The following is a 17130-nucleotide window of genomic DNA, read 5'->3' as shown; positions in this document are numbered from 1 at the left end:
TTCTCCTTCATATTTCAAGCCGCAGCTGCGTTGGCTGCCTCGCTCCCCCCAGTCACTTACTGATGTAAGCTCCTGGGGATTCGCTGCGTTGCCGCCTTGCTGCAACTTGAAATATTTTGGAGAAAACCTGCGATGACCAGGCCGGGTAAGGCGCAGCTGCCACCCGGCTAAAAGGCTACGGCTTCGTGGCAATCAACACCGCACGCATTGGCGCCGGATAGCCTTCAACGGTTTTGCTGTGGTCGGTTGGGTCAAGGAACTGCTCCAGCGATTCGGTCACCATCCACTCCGTGCGGCGTTGCTCCTCGATGGAGGTCACGCAGACGTCGGCGATGCGCACATCCACAAATCCGCACTTCTCCAGCCAGTTTTTCAGCGCCAGCGCGGAAGGAATGAAGTAGACGTTGCGCATTTGCGCGTAACGATCGCCGGGAACCAGAACGGTATTTTCATCGCCTTCGACCACCAGCGTTTCCAGCACCAGTTCGCCGCCGCTGACCAGCTGATCTTTCAGCTGCCATAAATGCTCCAGCGGGGAACGGCGGTGGTAAAGCACGCCCATGGAGAAGACGGTATCAAACGCTTTCAGCGCGGGCAGTTGCTCAATGCCCAGCGGCAGCAAATGCGCGCGCTGGTCGTTACCCAGCAGCTTACGCACGGCTTCGAACTGGCACAGGAATAACTGCATCGGGTCGATGCCAACGGCTAAATGCGCGCCCGCGCCAATCATGCGCCACATGTGGTAACCGCTACCGCAGCCGACGTCCAGAATGGTACGCCCGGTCAGGTCGGAGAGGTGCGGAAGCACGCGATCCCATTTCCAGTCGGAGTGCCATTCAGTATTGATATTCACCCCGTAGAGCGAAAACGGTCCTTTGCGCCACGGCATCAGGTTACGCATCAGCGTTTCGATGCGATTAATCTGCCCGGCGGGCAGCGGCTCTGCGCTTTCGGCCGTGACGCTGTGCAGCAGATCCAGACGGTGAGGCGTCAGCTCCGGCAGATACTCCACCGCATTTGACCACTGCTTCAACAGCCCATGCTGCTGATCGCGCTGCCAGGTGGCAATCTGCGCAGGCAGCGTCTCCAGCCAGTGGGAGAGATGGTTTTTTGCAATCAGCTGATAGAAGTTACCGAACTCAATCATGCCGCGTCCTCAGCTTTCAGCGCCACCAGGGAGCCAAAGTTAAAGCACTGGAACCACAGTTCGCTATGCTCAAAGCCTGCCTGGCGCAGACGCGTTTTATGGGTTTCCACGGAGTCCGTCAGCATCACGTTTTCAAGCATGCTGCGTTTCTGGCTAATCTCCAGCTCGCTGTAGCCGTTTGCACGTTTGAAATCGTGGTGCATGTTGAACAGCAGTTCGCCGACGGTCGCGTCTTCAAAGCTGAATTTCTCAGACAGCACCAGCGCGCCACCGGGGTTAAGGCCCTGATAAATTTTGTCCAGCAGCCGCTGGCGGTCATCGGGCACCAGGAACTGCAGGGTAAAATTCAGCACGACCATCGAGGCGTTGCAGATTTCGATATCACGAATGTCGCCTTCAACGACCTCGACCGGAGTTGCCGCTTTCCAGGCATCAATATGACGGCGGCAACGTTCAACCATCGCCGGGGAGTTATCGACGGCAATGATTTTACAGCCTTCGTGATGAACGTTACGACGTACCGACAACGTTGCCGCGCCGAGCGAGCAGCCCAGGTCATACACCTGCGTGCCGGGTTGAACGAAGCGCTCAGCCAGCATGCCGATCATGGAGATAATATTGGAATAACCGGGAACAGAGCGCTGGATCATATCCGGGAAGACTTCGGCTACCCGTTCATCGAAGGTCCAGTCGCCCAGGCTGGCGATAGGCGCGGAAAAAAGCGTGTCGCGATCTGACATAACGTAAAAATCCGGGAAAAATAAAGTGGCGTATTGTGCGCTAACGGAAGGAGAAAACCAACTCCCACGGCATATACCAAAGGTTAGCCAGCACCATCAGCAAAAGCGAGCACCATGTCGCGCTCATGCCGGAACGACGCCAGCGGAATAAGCGGTGGTGAAAGCCGTAATAATGCATTAACCGACCCGCAATCAGCAGCAGGCCACAAATGTGTACCATCCAGGTTTCGGCGCCATTCATCTCCATAAACAGCAGTAAAATGAGTGCCACCGGAATGTACTCGACCGCGTTGCCGTGGATACGGATAGCGCTTTGCAGTTCGGAAAACCCGCCGTCGCCGTAAGAGACGCGGTACTGCATTCTGAGTCGCACAACATCAAATGAAAATTTAATCAGCAGTAATGCACCTAGCACCGCATACAACGCGCTGACCATACAAACTCCCTGTGTTTTGGCAGATGGCGTCTCTATGATATGGCGTGATCTCAGAAAAGAGAAGATTGTTGTGGGATGGACGGCGCGCTGCCGAGCGACGGAACCGCGGTTTGCAGGGCCTGCCAGAGCGTATCGACCAGTTCGGGTGCCTGGGCGATATCCGGCGTATGTAAAAAGAGATACGGCGTGGTGGTCAGTTCCCATTTCGCTAACGTGTGCAGCCAGACGGCGAACATCTCCTGATTTTGCTGCATATTGTCGCTGCCGATAAACCGGACCATCGGATTCTGCGCGGTTACGATGGCGTGGACCGGCACTTTGGGTTTCTTGCGCTGGGCATCAATAATGGCTTCGTTATGCGCAATGGCGCTGTGAACAGGACGACTGTCAAGGATGACGCGGTTGACTGAGCGCTCATGCAAACCCCGGTTGAGTGCTTTCTCCACCTCACCTTTGGCAAAAAATTCAGGATGTCTCACTTCAACGCCGTAGGTAAAGTCCCGGGACAGGCCATCAAGAAATTGCCAGAGCGCGGGCAGATCGCGCGGACCAAAGGTGGCGGGAAGCTGCAGCCAGTACTGACCGATACGATTTGCCAGCGGCGACATCCGGCCAAAGAACTCTTCGGTTAAATCACCGCAATTTCGCAACGCGGCGGTATGGGAGATGGTGGCCGGAAATTTAAAGCAGAAGCGGAAATCGTCCGTGGTCTGCTCGCGCCAGCGCTCGACAATCTCTGCCCGGGGAAGGGCATACAGCGTGGTGTTGCCCTCCACGCAGTTAAAGTGCCGGGCGTACTCTTCAAGGCTGGTTATGCCAAGGCGCACCCACTTCGGGTGCGACCATTGGGGCAGGCCCACGTACATCATAACGCGCTTAAAATCTCATCCGTGCTGCGCACGCGACCGATACGCGGGAAAATGTGGGTCATGCTGCCCTGGTGCTGTTCTGCGGAAGCCGCGCTGCATGCGTCTTCGACAATCACCAGGTTAAAGCCCAACTCCCAGGCATTACGGGCGGTGGATTCCACGCCGATGTTGGTGGAGATCCCGCACGGGATAATGGTGTCGATACCGCGGCGGCGCAGCTGCAGCTCCAGGTCGGTGCCATAGAAGGCGCCCCACTGGCGTTTGGTCACTTCGATATCGTTGTCGCGTTTGCCGAGCGAGACCGGATACGTCCACCAGTTGTCCGGCAGGGCGTGCGCGGGTGCCTGGGCGTCAACCGGCTGTTTTAACGCTTCGGCAAAATCGGCCGACCACCCCACGCGCACCATGACAACCGGTGCGCCGCTGGCGCGGCATTTTTCTGCCAGACGGGCGGCACGGCTGACGACTTCATCAGCGGTGTGCGGGCCACCGGCAAAGGGAAGGATCCCTTCCTGTAAATCAATCACCACCAGCGCGGTTTTGCGGGCATCAAGTGTCAGCATGGTAACTCCAGTTAAATGAATCGCTTCCGTTACACCTTACGACGTTATGGCCTGTTATCGGTCGGATAATTTTGTTAATTTTTGTGAGAATGCGCAATAAGAGCACAGCAAACGTGCGTCTGGCCGTGCTTCGCTCTTATCGTCCGGCGGAATTTCCAGTATAATAGCCGCCTTTTTTCATCCAGTTGTGACATACAGAAAGCTGCGACATAGTAGCCTGATACCAGGCGACATTTAGCCTGCGGCTAATTAAGGGATATCTCATGCGTACAGAATATTGCGGGCAGCTGCGTCAGTCCCACGTCGGACAGCAGGTGACCCTGTGTGGTTGGGTCAACCGTCGTCGTGATCTTGGTAGCCTTATCTTTATCGATATGCGCGACCGCGAAGGTATCGTTCAGGTGTTCTTCGATCCGGATCGCGCGGACGCGTTGAAGCTGGCTTCTGAGCTGCGTAATGAGTTCTGCATTCAGGTCACCGGCACCGTACGTGCGCGTGACGAGAAAAACGTCAACGCAGATATGGCGACCGGTGCCATTGAGGTGCTGGCCTCCGATCTGACGATCATCAACCGTGCTGAAGCGCTGCCGCTGGACTCCAACCACGTCAACACTGAAGAAGCGCGTCTGAAATACCGCTACCTGGATCTGCGTCGCCCGGAAATGGCACAGCGCCTGAAAACCCGTGCGAAAATCACCAGCCTGGTGCGTCGCTTTATGGATGACCACGGTTTCCTCGATATCGAAACCCCGATGCTGACCAAAGCCACGCCGGAAGGCGCGCGCGATTACCTGGTGCCATCCCGCGTTCATAAAGGCAAATTCTACGCGCTGCCGCAGTCTCCACAGCTGTTTAAACAGCTGCTGATGATGTCCGGCTTCGATCGCTACTATCAGATCGTAAAATGCTTCCGTGACGAAGACCTGCGCGCTGACCGTCAGCCAGAATTTACCCAGATCGATGTGGAAACCTCCTTCATGACCGCTGAGCAGGTGCGTGAAGTGATGGAAGCGCTGGTGCGCAGCCTGTGGAATGACGTGAAGGGCGTGGAGCTGGGCGACTTCCCCATTATGACCTTCGCCGAAGCCGAGCGTCGTTACGGCTCCGACAAACCAGACCTGCGTAACCCTATGGAGCTGGTGGACGTTGCTGACCTGGTGAAATCCGTTGAGTTTGCGGTGTTTGCCGGCCCGGCTAACGATCCGAAAGGCCGCGTAGCAGCCCTGCGTGTACCGGGTGGTGCAGCGCTTAGCCGTAAGCAGATTGACGACTACGGCAACTTCATCAAGATCTACGGCGCGAAAGGTCTGGCCTATATTAAAGTAACCGAGCGTGCGAAAGGTCTGGAAGGTATCACCAGCCCGGTGGCGAAGTTCCTGAACGCGGAGATTGTAGAAGCGATCCTTGAGCGCACCGGCGCACAGGATGGCGACATGATCTTCTTCGGCGCTGACAACAAGAAAATTGTTGCCGATGCAATGGGCGCGCTGCGTCTGAAATTGGGCAAAGATTTGAACCTCACCGACGAGAGCAAATGGGCGCCGTTGTGGGTTATCGACTTCCCGATGTTTGAAGACGACGGTGAAGGCGGCCTGACTGCCATGCACCACCCGTTCACCTCGCCAAAAGACATGACGGCGGCAGAGCTGAAAGCGGCACCGGAAGAGGCAGTCGCGAACGCCTACGATATGGTTATCAACGGCTATGAAGTGGGCGGCGGCTCCGTGCGTATTCACAGCGGTGAGATGCAGCAGACGGTGTTCGGCATTCTGGGCATCAACGAACAGGAACAGCGCGAGAAGTTCGGCTTCCTGCTGGATGCGCTGAAGTACGGTACGCCGCCTCACGCAGGCCTGGCATTCGGTCTCGACCGTCTGACTATGCTGCTGACCGGCACCGACAACATCCGTGACGTTATCGCCTTCCCGAAAACCACCGCAGCGGCGTGTCTGATGACCGAAGCGCCAAGCTTCGCTAACCCGGCCGCGCTGGCTGAGCTGGGTATCGACGTGGTGAAAAAGGAAGAGAAAAACTGATATGGCATATAAGCGTCCCGTTTCTGTCTTAGTTGTAATTTACGCTCAGGACACGAAGCGGGTGCTGATGTTGCAGCGGCGCGATGACCCTGAATTCTGGCAGTCGGTTACCGGCAGTCTGGAAGAGGGCGAAACCGCGCCGCAGGCCGCCGCGCGTGAAGTAAAGGAAGAGGTCACCATTGACGTTGCTTGCGAGCAACTGACCCTGAAGGACTGTCAGCGCACGGTGGAGTTCGAAATTTTTAGCCATTTACGTCATCGCTATGCACCGGGTATCGAGCGCAACACGGAATCGTGGTTCTGTCTCGCGCTCCCTCACGAACGGGAGATCGTGTTCACTGAACATCTGACCTACCGCTGGGTGGATGCGGCGGATGCCGCCGCACTGACCAAATCGTGGAGCAACCGGCAGGCGATTGAAGAATTTGTAATTAACGCAGCCTGAAAAGGCGCGATTTTTGGAGAACTTTTTATGGCAGGTCATAGTAAGTGGGCCAACACCAAACACCGCAAAGCGGCACAGGATGCCAAGCGCGGTAAGATCTTTACCAAAATCATTCGCGAGCTGGTGACAGCGGCGCGTCTGGGCGGCGGCGATCCGGCGTCTAACCCACGTCTGCGTGCGGCAGTAGATAAAGCGCTGTCCAACAACATGACGCGTGACACCCTGAACCGTGCTATCGCTCGTGGCGTGGGCGGTGATGAAGACACGAACATGGAAACCATCATTTATGAAGGTTACGGTCCTGGCGGCACCGCGGTAATGGTTGAATGTCTGTCCGACAACCGTAACCGTACCGTTGCAGAAGTGCGCCATGCGTTCACCAAAACCGGGGGTAACCTGGGGACTGACGGTTCTGTAGCGTACCTGTTCAGCAAAAAAGGCGTCATCTCCTTCGAGAAAGGCGACGAAGATGTCATCATGGAAGCGGCGCTGGAAGCGGGTGCGGAAGACGTAGTCACCTTCGACGATGGCGCTATCGATGTCTACACCGCGTGGGAAGAGATGGGCGCAGTACGTGATGCGCTGGAAGCGGCGGGCCTGAAAGCCGACAACGCTGAAGTCTCCATGATCCCGTCCACCAAAGCGGATATGGATGCTGAAACGGCACCAAAACTGCTGCGTCTGATCGACATGCTTGAAGACTGCGACGACGTGCAGGAAGTGTATCACAACGGTGAGATCTCTGATGAGGTTGCAGCGACTCTCTGATGAGAGCGTTTAAACCGTTTACGGGAGACGCGTGATGTCGATTATCCTTGGGATTGACCCCGGCTCACGCGTCACCGGTTACGGCGTTATCCGTCAGGTTGGACGCCAGTTAACCTACCTTGGCAGTGGCTGTATTCGCACCAAAGTTGAAGATCTGCCGTCGCGACTGAAGCTCATTTATGCGGGCGTGACGGAGATTATCACCCAGTTTCAGCCTGACTATTTCGCCATCGAGCAGGTCTTCATGGCGAAAAACGCCGATTCGGCGTTAAAGCTCGGTCAGGCGCGGGGCGTGGCAATTGTTGCTGCCGTGAACCAGGATCTTCCGGTATTTGAATACGCGGCAAGACAGGTCAAGCAGACGGTGGTCGGGATTGGTAGCGCGGAGAAAAGCCAGGTGCAGCACATGGTGCGTACCCTGTTGAAGCTCCCCGCGAACCCGCAGGCCGATGCCGCCGATGCGCTGGCAATTGCGATCACCCACTGTCATGTCAGCCAGAACGCGATGCAAATGAGCGAGTCGCGGCTCAATCTGGCGCGAGGCAGGTTACGATAATGAGAAATCAGGCTGGATGTTTATCCAGCCTTTTTTTATTATGTCGCAAATCAATAATTTTCCAGAACGCAGGAGCGTCACGTGATAGGCAGACTCAGAGGCATCATCATTGAAAAACAACCCCCGTTAGTGCTGCTGGAAGTGGGCGGCGTGGGCTATGAAGTCCATATGCCAATGACCTGCTTCTACGAGCTGCCGGACGCGGGCAAAGAGGCGATTGTCTTTACCCAGTTTGTGGTGCGTGAAGATGCTCAACTGCTCTATGGCTTCAACAACAAACAGGAACGCACCCTGTTCCGCGAGCTGATTAAAACCAACGGCGTCGGGCCGAAGCTGGCGCTGGCCATTCTCTCCGGTATGTCCGCCCAGCAGTTCGTGAATGCCGTTGAGCGCGAAGATCCTGCCGCGCTGGTTAAGCTCCCGGGCATTGGTAAGAAAACGGCAGAGCGCCTGATTGTTGAGATGAAAGACCGCTTTAAAGGTCTGCATGGCGATCTCTTTACCCCTGCTGCCGATCTGGTGCTGACTTCGCCGGGTGCGCCTGTGTCGGATGATGATGCCGAGCAGGAAGCGGTTGCCGCGCTGGTGGCGCTGGGCTATAAACCTCAGGAGGCCAGCCGAATGGTGAGCAAAATTGCCAAACCGGATGCCAGCAGTGAAACTCTGATTCGTGAAGCGCTGCGCGCTGCATTGTGAGGTAAAGGATGATTGAAGCAGATCGCCTGGTATCGGCAGGCACTATTCAGGCAGACGACGTGGTGGATCGTGCGATCCGTCCGAAGTTGCTTGATGAGTATATTGGCCAGCCGCAGGTGCGTTCCCAGATGGAGATCTTCATCCAGGCGGCAAAGCTGCGCGGCGATGCGCTCGATCACCTGCTGATTTTCGGTCCTCCGGGTTTGGGGAAAACCACCCTGGCGAATATCGTTGCCAATGAAATGGGCGTAAACCTGCGTACCACGTCTGGCCCGGTGCTGGAAAAAGCAGGCGATCTGGCGGCGATGCTGACCAACCTTGAACCGCACGACGTGCTGTTTATCGATGAGATCCACCGCCTGTCGCCGGTGGTGGAAGAGGTCCTCTATCCGGCAATGGAAGACTACCAGCTGGATATCATGATCGGCGAAGGGCCTGCCGCGCGTTCGATCAAAATCGATCTGCCGCCGTTTACCCTGATTGGCGCCACCACCCGCGCCGGGTCGTTAACCTCTCCACTGCGCGACCGCTTTGGTATTGTGCAGCGCCTCGAGTTCTATCAGGTCGCCGACCTCCAGCATATCGTGGGCCGCAGTGCCCGCTATATGGGGCTGGATATGAGCGAAGAGGGGGCATTTGAAGTGGCGAAGCGTTCGCGCGGAACACCGCGTATCGCTAACCGCCTGCTGCGCCGCGTCCGTGACTTTGCAGAAGTGAAGCACGATGGTTCTATTTCTGCCGAAATTGCTGCTCAGGCGCTGGATATGTTGAATGTCGATGCTGAGGGTTTTGACTACATGGACCGCAAGCTGCTGCTGGCGGTGCTGGACAAATTCTTTGGCGGGCCGGTCGGGCTGGATAACCTGGCGGCGGCAATCGGGGAAGAGCGCGAGACAATTGAAGATGTACTCGAACCGTATCTGATCCAGCAAGGCTTCCTGCAACGTACCCCGCGTGGGCGTATGGCCACGGTGCGGGCGTGGAATCATTTCGGTATCACGCCACCGGCAATGCCGTAATGCTTAATTCCCTCTCCCACGGGGAGAGGGGTTAGGGTGAGGGCATCAGCGCCCTCGATGTCAACTAGCGGTCTTCTTCATCATACTGAAAATAAACAGCACCGCCGCACACAGCACCACTGACGGCCCCGCAGGCGTGTCATAGAACGCCGAGAAGGTTAACCCGCCCGTGACCGCAATCATCCCGATAATCACCGCCACGCCTGCCATCTGCTCCGGCGTACGGGCAAAACGACGCGCGGTGGCCGCAGGAATAATCAGCAGCGACGTAATAATCAGCGCACCGACGAACTTCATCGCCACGCCGATGGTTAACGCCGTCACCAGCATCAGCAGCAGTTTCACCCGCTGCAACTTCACGCCGTCAACAAACGCCAGATCCGGGCTAACGGTCATCGCCAGCAAATTACGCCACTGCCACAGCAGAATACCCAGCACCACCACCACGCCAATGGCAATAGCAATGAGATCTTCAGGCGTCACGGCGAGCAGGTCGCCAAACAGGTAGGCCATCAGGTCAACGCGGATATTGGACATCAGGCTCACTACCACCAGACCCAGCGACAGGGCGCTGTGCGCCATAATGCCGAGCAGGGTATCAATGGCGAGGTGAGGGCGTTTTTCCAGCCAGACCAGACCGGCGGCGAGGAGCAGCGTAACGACAATCACCGCATAGAACGGGTTGACGTCCAGCAGCAAACCAAAGGCCACGCCCAGCAGTGAAGCATGGGCCAGGGTATCGCCGAAATAGGACATTCTGCGCCAGACCACAAACGAGCCAAGCGGACCCGCGGCGCAGGCGAGCATAATCCCGGCCAGCCAGCCGGGCAGTAACAGTTCAATCATGAGTGTCCATTTCCCCGGCGCAGGACAATTCGTCCCTGTAAATCATGGCGGTGGTTATGATGATGGCGATAAATACCCAGTTGTTCAGCCCCGCGAGGGCCAAACATAGAGATAAATTCGGGGTGCATTGACACCACTTCAGGCGTGCCGGAACAGCAGATATGATGGTTCAGACAGAGCACTTCGTCGGTTTTCGCCATCACCAGATGCAGGTCGTGGGAGACCATCAGCACCGCGCAGTTCAGTTCGTGGCGCAGCTGGTCAATTAAATCGTAAAGCGCGACCTGACCATTGACGTCCACACCCTGCGTTGGCTCATCCAGTACCAGCAGCTGGGGGCTGCTGAGCAGCGCCCGGGCAAGTAACACGCGCTGGGTTTCCCCGCCGGACAGTTTTTGCAGTGGCGCGTCCACCAGGTGGCCCGCCTGGACACGTTTCAGCGCCGGAAGAATATCGGCTTTACGCGTACCAGGGCGCAGGCGCAGGAAGCGGCTGACGGTCAGCGGCAGCGTGGCATCAAGATGTAATTTTTGCGGCACGTAGCCGATACGCAATTTTTCTTCACGCTTGATGACACCTTCATCAGGGGCTACCAGACCCAGCACCACGCGCACAAGGGTGGATTTACCCGCGCCGTTCGGACCGAGCAGCGTCAGAATTTTACCGGGCTTCAGATCCAGCGACACGTCAGAAAGGACGCGGCGCTGACCGAAAGAGACCGAAACATTTTCAAGAGAAACCAAAGTTGTCATGTCAATTTAAGCTTGCAGAAGTCAACGAATGTTATAATATCACATTCCACGCATTCATTACGATGATTAGTCGCATTATGTTACATAAAAATACGCTTCTTTTCGCAGCATTATCCGCTGCCCTTTGGGGCACAACAGCACAAGATGTTAACGCTGCCGTTGTCGCTTCGCTCAAACCGCTGGGATTCATTGCATCGGCCATTGCAGATGGGGTGACGGAAACCCAGGTTCTGCTGCCCGATGGTGCCTCTGAGCATGATTATTCCCTGCGTCCATCCGATGTAAAACGCTTACAAAACGCGGACTTAGTTGTCTGGATTGGGCCGGAGATGGAAGCCTTCATGCAGAAGTCTGCGAACCAGATCGCGGACACGAAAAAGGTCACCATTGCCGAACTTTCTGGCGTGAAACCGTTGCTCATGAAGGGGAGTGACGACGACGGTGACGAACACGAAGGTCATCATGCTCATGATGAAAAAGGTGACGGGGATCACCATCACGGCGAGTACAATATGCATCTTTGGCTCTCCCCAGAGATAGCGCGGCTTTCGGCGGTTGCAATCCATGACAAATTAGTGGAACTTATGCCGCAAAGTCGAGCCAAACTAGACGCCAACCTGAAAGATTTTGAGGCACAATTAGCCGCAACCGATAAGCAGGTGGGTAACGAGCTGGCACCGCTGAAAGGAAAAGGGTATTTCGTTTTTCATGACGCCTATGGCTATTACGAAAAACACTACGGCCTGACCCCGCGTGGGCATTTTACCGTCAACCCTGAAATTCAGCCTGGTGCGCAGCGTTTACATGAGATCAGAACACAGTTGGTTGAGCAAAAAGCGTCCTGCGTTTTTGCTGAGCCACAGTTCAGGCCAGCGGTCGTAGAAGCCGTGGCCAGGGGAACATCCGTGCGCATGGGAACCCTTGACCCGCTAGGAACGAACATCCAGTTGAGTAAAGCGAGCTATTCGCAGTTCCTCACTCAACTGGCGAACCAGTATGCGAGCTGCCTGAAAGGAGATTAACGAGGAAGTGAATACGTGCAACAGATAGCCCGCTCTGTCGCCCTGGCATTTAACAATCTGCCCCGACCCCATCGTGTTATGCTGGGGTCGCTTACAGTTCTCACCTTAGCGGTCGCCGTCTGGCGGCCCTATGTTTACCACCCGAGTTCTGCCCCTATCATCAAAACCATCGAGCTTGAGAAGAACGAAATCCGTTCTCTGCTGCCGGAGGCCAGTGAGCCTATCGACCAGGCGGCTCAGGAAGATGAAGCCATTCCGCAGGATGAGCTGGACGATAAAACCGAGAATGAAGCCGGGATCCATGAATATGTGGTCTCCACTGGCGATACGCTGAGCAGCGTACTGAACCAGTACGGCATTGACATGGGGAATATCAGCCAGCTGGCTGCCGCAGATAAAGACCTGCGTAATCTGAAAATTGGCCAGCAGCTCTCGTGGACGTTAACGCCAGAGGGCGATCTGCAGCGCCTGACCTGGGAAATGTCCCGTCGCGAAACGCGCACCTACGACCGCACTGCAAACGGTTTCAAGATGACCAGCGAGTTGCAGAAGGGCGACTGGGTTAACAGCGTGATGAAAGGGACCGTAGGCGCAAGCTTTGTCTCCAGCGCGCGTGATGCGGGCCTGACCAGCGCTGAAATCAGCTCGGTTATCAAAGCCATGCAGTGGCAGATGGATTTCCGTAAGCTGAAAAAAGGTGATGAGTTCTCCGTACTGATGTCCCGCGAAATGCTGGACGGCAAGCGTGAGCAGAGCCAACTGGTGGGTGTACGTTTGCGCTCTGATGGTAAAGATTACTACGCCATTCGCGCTGAAGACGGCAAATTCTATGACCGTAGCGGTACCGGGCTTGCGAAAGGCTTCCTGCGCTTCCCAACGGCGAAACAGTTCCGCATCTCATCCAACTTCAACCCGCGTCGTCTGAACCCGGTCACCGGGCGCGTTGCGCCGCATCGTGGCGTTGACTTCGCCATGCCGCAGGGCACACCAGTGCTGGCAGTAGGGGATGGTGAAGTGGTTGTCGCCAAACGCAGTGGTGCTGCCGGGTACTATGTCGCGGTCCGTCATGGTCGCACTTATACCACCCGCTATATGCACCTGCGTAAGCTGCTGGTGAAACCCGGTCAGAAAGTGAAACGTGGCGACCGTATCGCCCTCTCAGGCAATACCGGACGTTCTACAGGGCCACACCTGCATTATGAAGTGTGGATCAACCAGCAGGCGGTAAACCCGCTGACGGCGAAACTGCCGCGCACCGAAGGGCTGACGGGTAAAGATCGTAAAGATTACCTGGCGCAGGTGAAAGAGGTTGTGCCGCAACTGCGTTTCGACTAAACCCTTCCGTTTTGTCTAAAGCCGGCGTCAGTAAGCGCCGGCTTTTTCTTTTGTGCGTGGGGCGCTGCCTCGCTACACTATCGTCATTATATTTTGCGTCACCAGACCCTGGAACCAGCATGGAAACCAAAAAAAACAATATTGAGTTCATTCCTGAGTTTGAAAAATCCTTTCGCTACCCGCGTAACTGGGGCGCCTGGCTTGGCGTTTACGCGTTTGCTGGCATTGCCATGTTACCTGCCTCTGTGCGCGATCCCGTTCTGGGGAAAATTGGCCGTCTTGCAGGACGAATGGGCAAAAGTGCCCGTCGTCGCGCGCAAATCAATCTCTACTACTGCTTCCCGGAAAAGAGCGATGCCGAGCGCGAAGCGATTATTGATGACATGTATACCACCGCGCCACAGGCCATGGCGATGATGGCAGAGCTGGCGCTAAAAGGGCCAGAAAAGGTCCTTAAGCGTGTTGACTGGAAAGGGCTGGAGATCATTGACGAGATGCGCCGCAACGATGAAAAAGTGATTTTTCTCGTTCCGCACGGATGGGGAGTGGATATCCCGGCCATGCTGATGGCATCTCAGGGCCAGAAGATGGCGGCCATGTTCCATAACCAGGGTAATAAAGTCTTTGATTTCGTCTGGAACACCGTGCGTCGTCGTTTTGGTGGACGCCTGCACGCCCGTAACGATGGTATCAAGCCGTTTATTCAGTCCGTGCGACAGGGGTACTGGGGATACTATCTGCCGGATCAGGATCACGGCCCTGAGCACAGCGAGTTTGTCGATTTCTTTGCCACCTACAAGGCGACGCTTCCGGCGATTGGCCGTCTGATGAAAGTCTGCCGCGCCCGGGTTATTCCGCTGTTCCCGGTCTACGATGGCAACACGCACCGTCTGAGCATTGAGGTTCGCCCGCCGATGGACGACTTACTGACCGCGGACGATAACACCATCGCGCGTCGCATGAACGAAGAGGTGGAGGTGTTGGTGGGACCGCATCTTGAGCAATACACGTGGATCCTGAAGCTGCTCAAAACGCGTAAGCCTGGCGAGAAAGAGCCGTATCAGCGCAAAGAACTTTACCCAAAGAAATAAAGCCCCTCACGCTGACCCTCTCCCCGTGGGGGAGAGGGGAACATCTGTTTATTCGACGGTTAATACTCTGGTGGTGTTGGTTGAGCCGATGGTGCTCATGACATCACCCTGGGTCACGATGACAATATCACCGGATACCAGGTAGCCTTTGTCGCGCAGCAGATTAACGGCATCGTGCGCCGCTGCCACACCGTCATTGGTGCTGTCGAAGTAAACCGGGGTTACGCCGCGGTACAGCGCCGTCAGGTTCAGCGTGCGCTCGTGGCGGGACATCGCGAAGATCGGCAGACCGGAGCTGATACGGGACGTCATTAGCGCGGTACGGCCTGATTCGGTCATGGTGATGATCGCCGTGACGCCTTTCAGATGGTTAGCCGCATACATGGCGGACATCGCAATCGCTTCTTCCACGTTGTCGAACTGCACGTCCAGACGGTGTTTAGAGACGTTGATGCTTGGGATCTTCTCCGCGCCCAGACAGACGCGCGCCATCGCGGCAACGGTCTCTGCCGGGTACTGACCCGCAGCGGTTTCCGCAGAGAGCATGACCGCATCGGTACCGTCCAGCACGGCGTTAGCCACGTCCATCACCTCTGCACGGGTCGGCATTGGGTTGGTGATCATGGATTCCATCATCTGGGTTGCGGTGATCACCGCGCGGTTCAGCTGACGCGCGCGACGGATCAGCGCTTTCTGGATGCCGACCAGTTCCGGGTCGCCAATTTCCACACCCAGATCGCCACGGGCAACCATCACCACGTCAGACGCCAGAATCACATCGTCCATGGCATCCTGATCGCAAACGGCTTCCGCACGTTCAACTTTTGCTACGATTTTGGCGTCGCAGCCTGCATCACGCGCCAGACGACGGGCATAGTTCAGGTCTTCGCCGCAGCGCGGGAAGGAGACGGCCAGATAGTCCACGCCGATCAGCGCCGCGGTAACGATATCCGCTTTGTCTTTATCGGTCAGCGCTTCGGCAGACAGGCCACCGCCGAGCTTGTTGATGCCTTTGTTGTTTGAGAGTGGGCCGCCGACGGTGACTTCGGTGAACACCTTCATCCCCTGAACTTCCAGCACTTTCAGCTGAACACGACCGTCGTCGAGCAGCAGGATATCGCCAGGCACAACGTCAGCCGGCAGACCTTTATAGTCGATACCCACTTTCTCTTTATCGCCTTCACCTTTACCCAGGTTGGCATCAAGCAGGAATTTATCGCCGATATTGAGGAAAACTTTGCCTTCTTTGAAGGTCGAGACACGAATTTTTGGACCCTGCAGGTCACCGAGGATAGCAACATGGCGGCCCAGTTTAGCCGCGATCTCACGCACTTTGTCGGCACGTAATTTATGGTCTTCTGGCGTACCGTGAGAGAAGTTCATACGCACCACGTTGGCACCCGCGGCGATAATCTTTTCGAGGTTATTATCGCGATCGGTGGCCGGGCCTAAGGTGGTGACGATCTTGGTTCTGCGAAGCCTTCTGGACATGTAATACTCCGTTGACTGAAACAACTTTGGTGTTGCGTGAAGATTGAATCGGCCTTCATCTGCTGCAAAGCAACCGCGAGGGGACCGAATGCCGTAAATCGTTACATCGTAATTATTCGTTACGTCTTAGTTATCTACTATCAGGGAACATCGCTCTTTATAAGCAATTCTTTATCAAAACGCGATTCCTTGAGCGCTTCCTTGACACGCTTCAAGTTATCTCTGAATTTAGCGCCGCGGCGTAAGGTAAAACCGGTTGCCAGGACGTCAATCACCGTCAGCTGCGCCAGACGGGAGACCATTGGCATATAGATATCCGTATCTTCCGGAACGTCCAGAGTGATGGCGAGCGTGGCTTCTCTTGCCAGCGGCGTGCCTGCCGTCGTGAGGGCGATAACCATGGCATCGTTTTCACGCGCCAGCTGCGCCAGCTCAACCTGACTTTTGGTGCGCCCGGTATGGGAAATCAGGACCACCACGTCATCCTCGCTACAATTCATACAGCTCATGCGTTGCAACACGATGTCATCGGAATAAATGACCGGGACGTTAAAGCGGAAGAATTTATTCATGGCATCATGCGCCACGGCCGCCGACGAACCGAGTCCGAAGAACGCAATTCGCTTGGCCTGGGTCAGCAAATCGACCGCCCGGTTGACAGAACTCATATCCAGCGATTGACGCACGTGGTCAAGCGTGGCCATGGCCGATTCAAATATTTTCGCCGTGTATGCATCAACGCTGTCGTCTTCATCCACATTGCGATTAACATAGGGCGTACCATTTGCCAGACTTTGTGCCAGATGCAGTTTAAAATCAGGAAAGCCACGCGTTTCCAGGCTCCGACAGAACCGATTCACCGTCGGCTCGCTGACGCCTGCATCCTGTGCCAGAGCGGCGATGCTTGAATGAATCGCCTGAGCAGGCGAGGCGAGAATAACTTCAGCCACTTTTCGCTCGGATTTGCTAAGGTGTTCCAGTTGAAACTGGATTTTTTCCAGCATGTTCATGTTAACAGGACGCTCATGGGTGTAAACGATTTCATCCATAGATGAAATTGAGATTCGATTTAGCCGATATTACCCTCGTGGCTTCCATAAAGGGTAACAGTCGACAAGATAATGTTGTTGTTTTTTTTCATTACTTGATCGGTGTCGGGTTTTACTGTGACCGTGTTGCGCAAAGAATCGACGCTTGTTGCGTCATCAGGCCAGCGTAATCCTCTTAAGGGTGAAAAATCGCCGTATCGCACGCGACGTTAAGCGCTAATGGTTTCGGGAATGACGTAAAAGCAGTACAGTGCATTGTAATAAAATTA

Annotated in this window: 18 protein-coding genes; 9 read left to right on the top strand and 9 right to left on the bottom strand. The window is 55.7% G+C overall.

The features are described 5' to 3' along the window. Positions 1-175: 175 nt before the first annotated feature. Genes cmoB through AX755_RS16665 form a run of 5 tightly spaced genes read right to left on the bottom strand, consistent with a single transcriptional unit; the run spans position 176 to position 3755 of the window. Positions 176-1147 (bottom strand): tRNA 5-methoxyuridine(34)/uridine 5-oxyacetic acid(34) synthase CmoB, encoded by a 972-nt coding sequence (cmoB, locus tag AX755_RS16685; RefSeq protein WP_062857114.1) that lies wholly within the window; start codon positions 1145-1147, stop codon positions 176-178. Next, the gene (gene cmoA / locus AX755_RS16680) at positions 1144-1887 is read right to left on the bottom strand and encodes a carboxy-S-adenosyl-L-methionine synthase CmoA (protein ID WP_062857113.1); all 744 of its coding nucleotides are present in this window, start codon (positions 1885-1887) and stop codon (positions 1144-1146) included. The genes cmoB and cmoA overlap by 4 nt, the downstream gene beginning before the upstream one ends. Before the next feature lie 40 nt (positions 1888-1927). Beyond that, positions 1928-2323: an MAPEG family protein gene (locus AX755_RS16675; protein WP_013096077.1), complete on the bottom strand. Its 396-nt coding sequence runs from the start codon at positions 2321-2323 to the stop codon at positions 1928-1930. 50 nt (positions 2324-2373) lie between these two features. Continuing rightward, positions 2374-3192: a DUF72 domain-containing protein gene (locus AX755_RS16670; RefSeq protein ID WP_062857112.1), complete on the bottom strand. Its 819-nt coding sequence runs from the start codon at positions 3190-3192 to the stop codon at positions 2374-2376. Then, entirely contained in the window at positions 3189-3755 is a 567-nt protein-coding gene (locus AX755_RS16665) for a hydrolase (RefSeq protein ID WP_062857111.1), read from the bottom strand. The genes AX755_RS16670 and AX755_RS16665 overlap by 4 nt, the downstream gene beginning before the upstream one ends. A 263-nt stretch (positions 3756-4018) precedes the next feature. On the opposite strand from AX755_RS16665, the gene aspS reads away from it, so the two are divergent. The 6 genes from aspS to ruvB all read left to right on the top strand — a co-directional run bounded on the left by aspS (position 4019) and on the right by ruvB (position 9275). Beyond that, a complete protein-coding gene (gene aspS, locus AX755_RS16660; RefSeq protein ID WP_013096080.1) occupies positions 4019-5791 on the top strand; it encodes an aspartate--tRNA ligase in 1773 nt (590 codons plus the stop codon). A 1-nt stretch (position 5792) separates the two neighbouring features. Continuing rightward, positions 5793-6236: a dihydroneopterin triphosphate diphosphatase gene (nudB, locus tag AX755_RS16655; protein WP_023620451.1), complete on the top strand. Its 444-nt coding sequence runs from the start codon at positions 5793-5795 to the stop codon at positions 6234-6236. Positions 6237-6263: 27 nt separating this feature from the next. Further along, positions 6264-7004: a YebC/PmpR family DNA-binding transcriptional regulator gene (locus AX755_RS16650; RefSeq protein WP_013096082.1), complete on the top strand. Its 741-nt coding sequence runs from the start codon at positions 6264-6266 to the stop codon at positions 7002-7004. Positions 7005-7038: 34 nt separating this feature from the next. After that, complete coding sequence (ruvC, locus tag AX755_RS16645) at positions 7039-7560, top strand: crossover junction endodeoxyribonuclease RuvC (RefSeq protein WP_013096083.1); 522 nt, start codon at positions 7039-7041, stop codon at positions 7558-7560. A gap of 81 nt (positions 7561-7641) precedes the next feature. Continuing rightward, on the top strand, positions 7642-8256 hold the full coding sequence (gene ruvA, locus AX755_RS16640) for a Holliday junction branch migration protein RuvA (protein WP_013096085.1): 615 nt from the start codon (positions 7642-7644) through the stop codon (positions 8254-8256). An 8-nt stretch (positions 8257-8264) separates the two neighbouring features. Continuing rightward, positions 8265-9275, top strand: coding sequence for a Holliday junction branch migration DNA helicase RuvB (gene ruvB, locus AX755_RS16635; protein WP_013096086.1), 1011 nt, complete (start codon positions 8265-8267; stop codon positions 9273-9275). Between the two features lie 60 nt (positions 9276-9335). On the opposite strand, the gene znuB is transcribed toward ruvB, so the two are convergent. Together znuB and znuC are read right to left on the bottom strand one after the other, a co-directional pair. Further along, on the bottom strand, positions 9336-10121 hold the full coding sequence (znuB, locus tag AX755_RS16630) for a zinc ABC transporter permease subunit ZnuB (protein ID WP_013096087.1): 786 nt from the start codon (positions 10119-10121) through the stop codon (positions 9336-9338). Continuing rightward, positions 10118-10873 carry a zinc ABC transporter ATP-binding protein ZnuC gene (gene znuC, locus AX755_RS16625; RefSeq protein WP_014832401.1) on the bottom strand — a complete coding sequence of 252 codons (756 nt, stop codon included), beginning with the start codon at positions 10871-10873 and terminating at the stop codon, positions 10118-10120. The genes znuB and znuC overlap by 4 nt, the downstream gene beginning before the upstream one ends. Positions 10874-10950: 77 nt before the next feature. Here znuC and znuA point away from each other — a divergent pair, with 77 nt between their 5' ends. From znuA to lpxM, 3 genes are all read left to right on the top strand, one after another. Further along, on the top strand, positions 10951-11895 hold the full coding sequence (znuA, locus tag AX755_RS16620; protein ID WP_013096089.1) for a zinc ABC transporter substrate-binding protein ZnuA: 945 nt from the start codon (positions 10951-10953) through the stop codon (positions 11893-11895). A gap of 15 nt (positions 11896-11910) precedes the next feature. Next, entirely contained in the window at positions 11911-13230 is a 1320-nt protein-coding gene (mepM, locus tag AX755_RS16615) for a murein DD-endopeptidase MepM (RefSeq protein WP_013096090.1), read from the top strand. 119 nt (positions 13231-13349) lie between these two features. Beyond that, positions 13350-14321, top strand: coding sequence for a lauroyl-Kdo(2)-lipid IV(A) myristoyltransferase (gene lpxM / locus AX755_RS16610; protein WP_062857110.1), 972 nt, complete (start codon positions 13350-13352; stop codon positions 14319-14321). A gap of 48 nt (positions 14322-14369) precedes the next feature. Here lpxM and pyk read toward each other — a convergent pair whose 3' ends face one another. Then, a complete protein-coding gene (pyk, locus tag AX755_RS16605) occupies positions 14370-15812 on the bottom strand; it encodes a pyruvate kinase (protein ID WP_013096092.1) in 1443 nt (480 codons plus the stop codon). Between the two features lie 140 nt (positions 15813-15952). Continuing rightward, positions 15953-16822 (bottom strand): MurR/RpiR family transcriptional regulator, encoded by an 870-nt coding sequence (locus tag AX755_RS16600; protein ID WP_029882312.1) that lies wholly within the window; start codon positions 16820-16822, stop codon positions 15953-15955. Between the last annotated feature and the right edge of the window lie 308 nt (positions 16823-17130).

Origin of the sequence: Enterobacter sp. SENG-6, from assembly GCF_001605945.1 — a bacterium.
In the GTDB taxonomy this organism is placed as follows: domain Bacteria; phylum Pseudomonadota; class Gammaproteobacteria; order Enterobacterales; family Enterobacteriaceae; genus Enterobacter; species Enterobacter cloacae.
The sequence above is the reverse complement of the archived record's forward strand: the minus strand, read 5'-3'. Positions and strand labels throughout refer to the sequence as shown.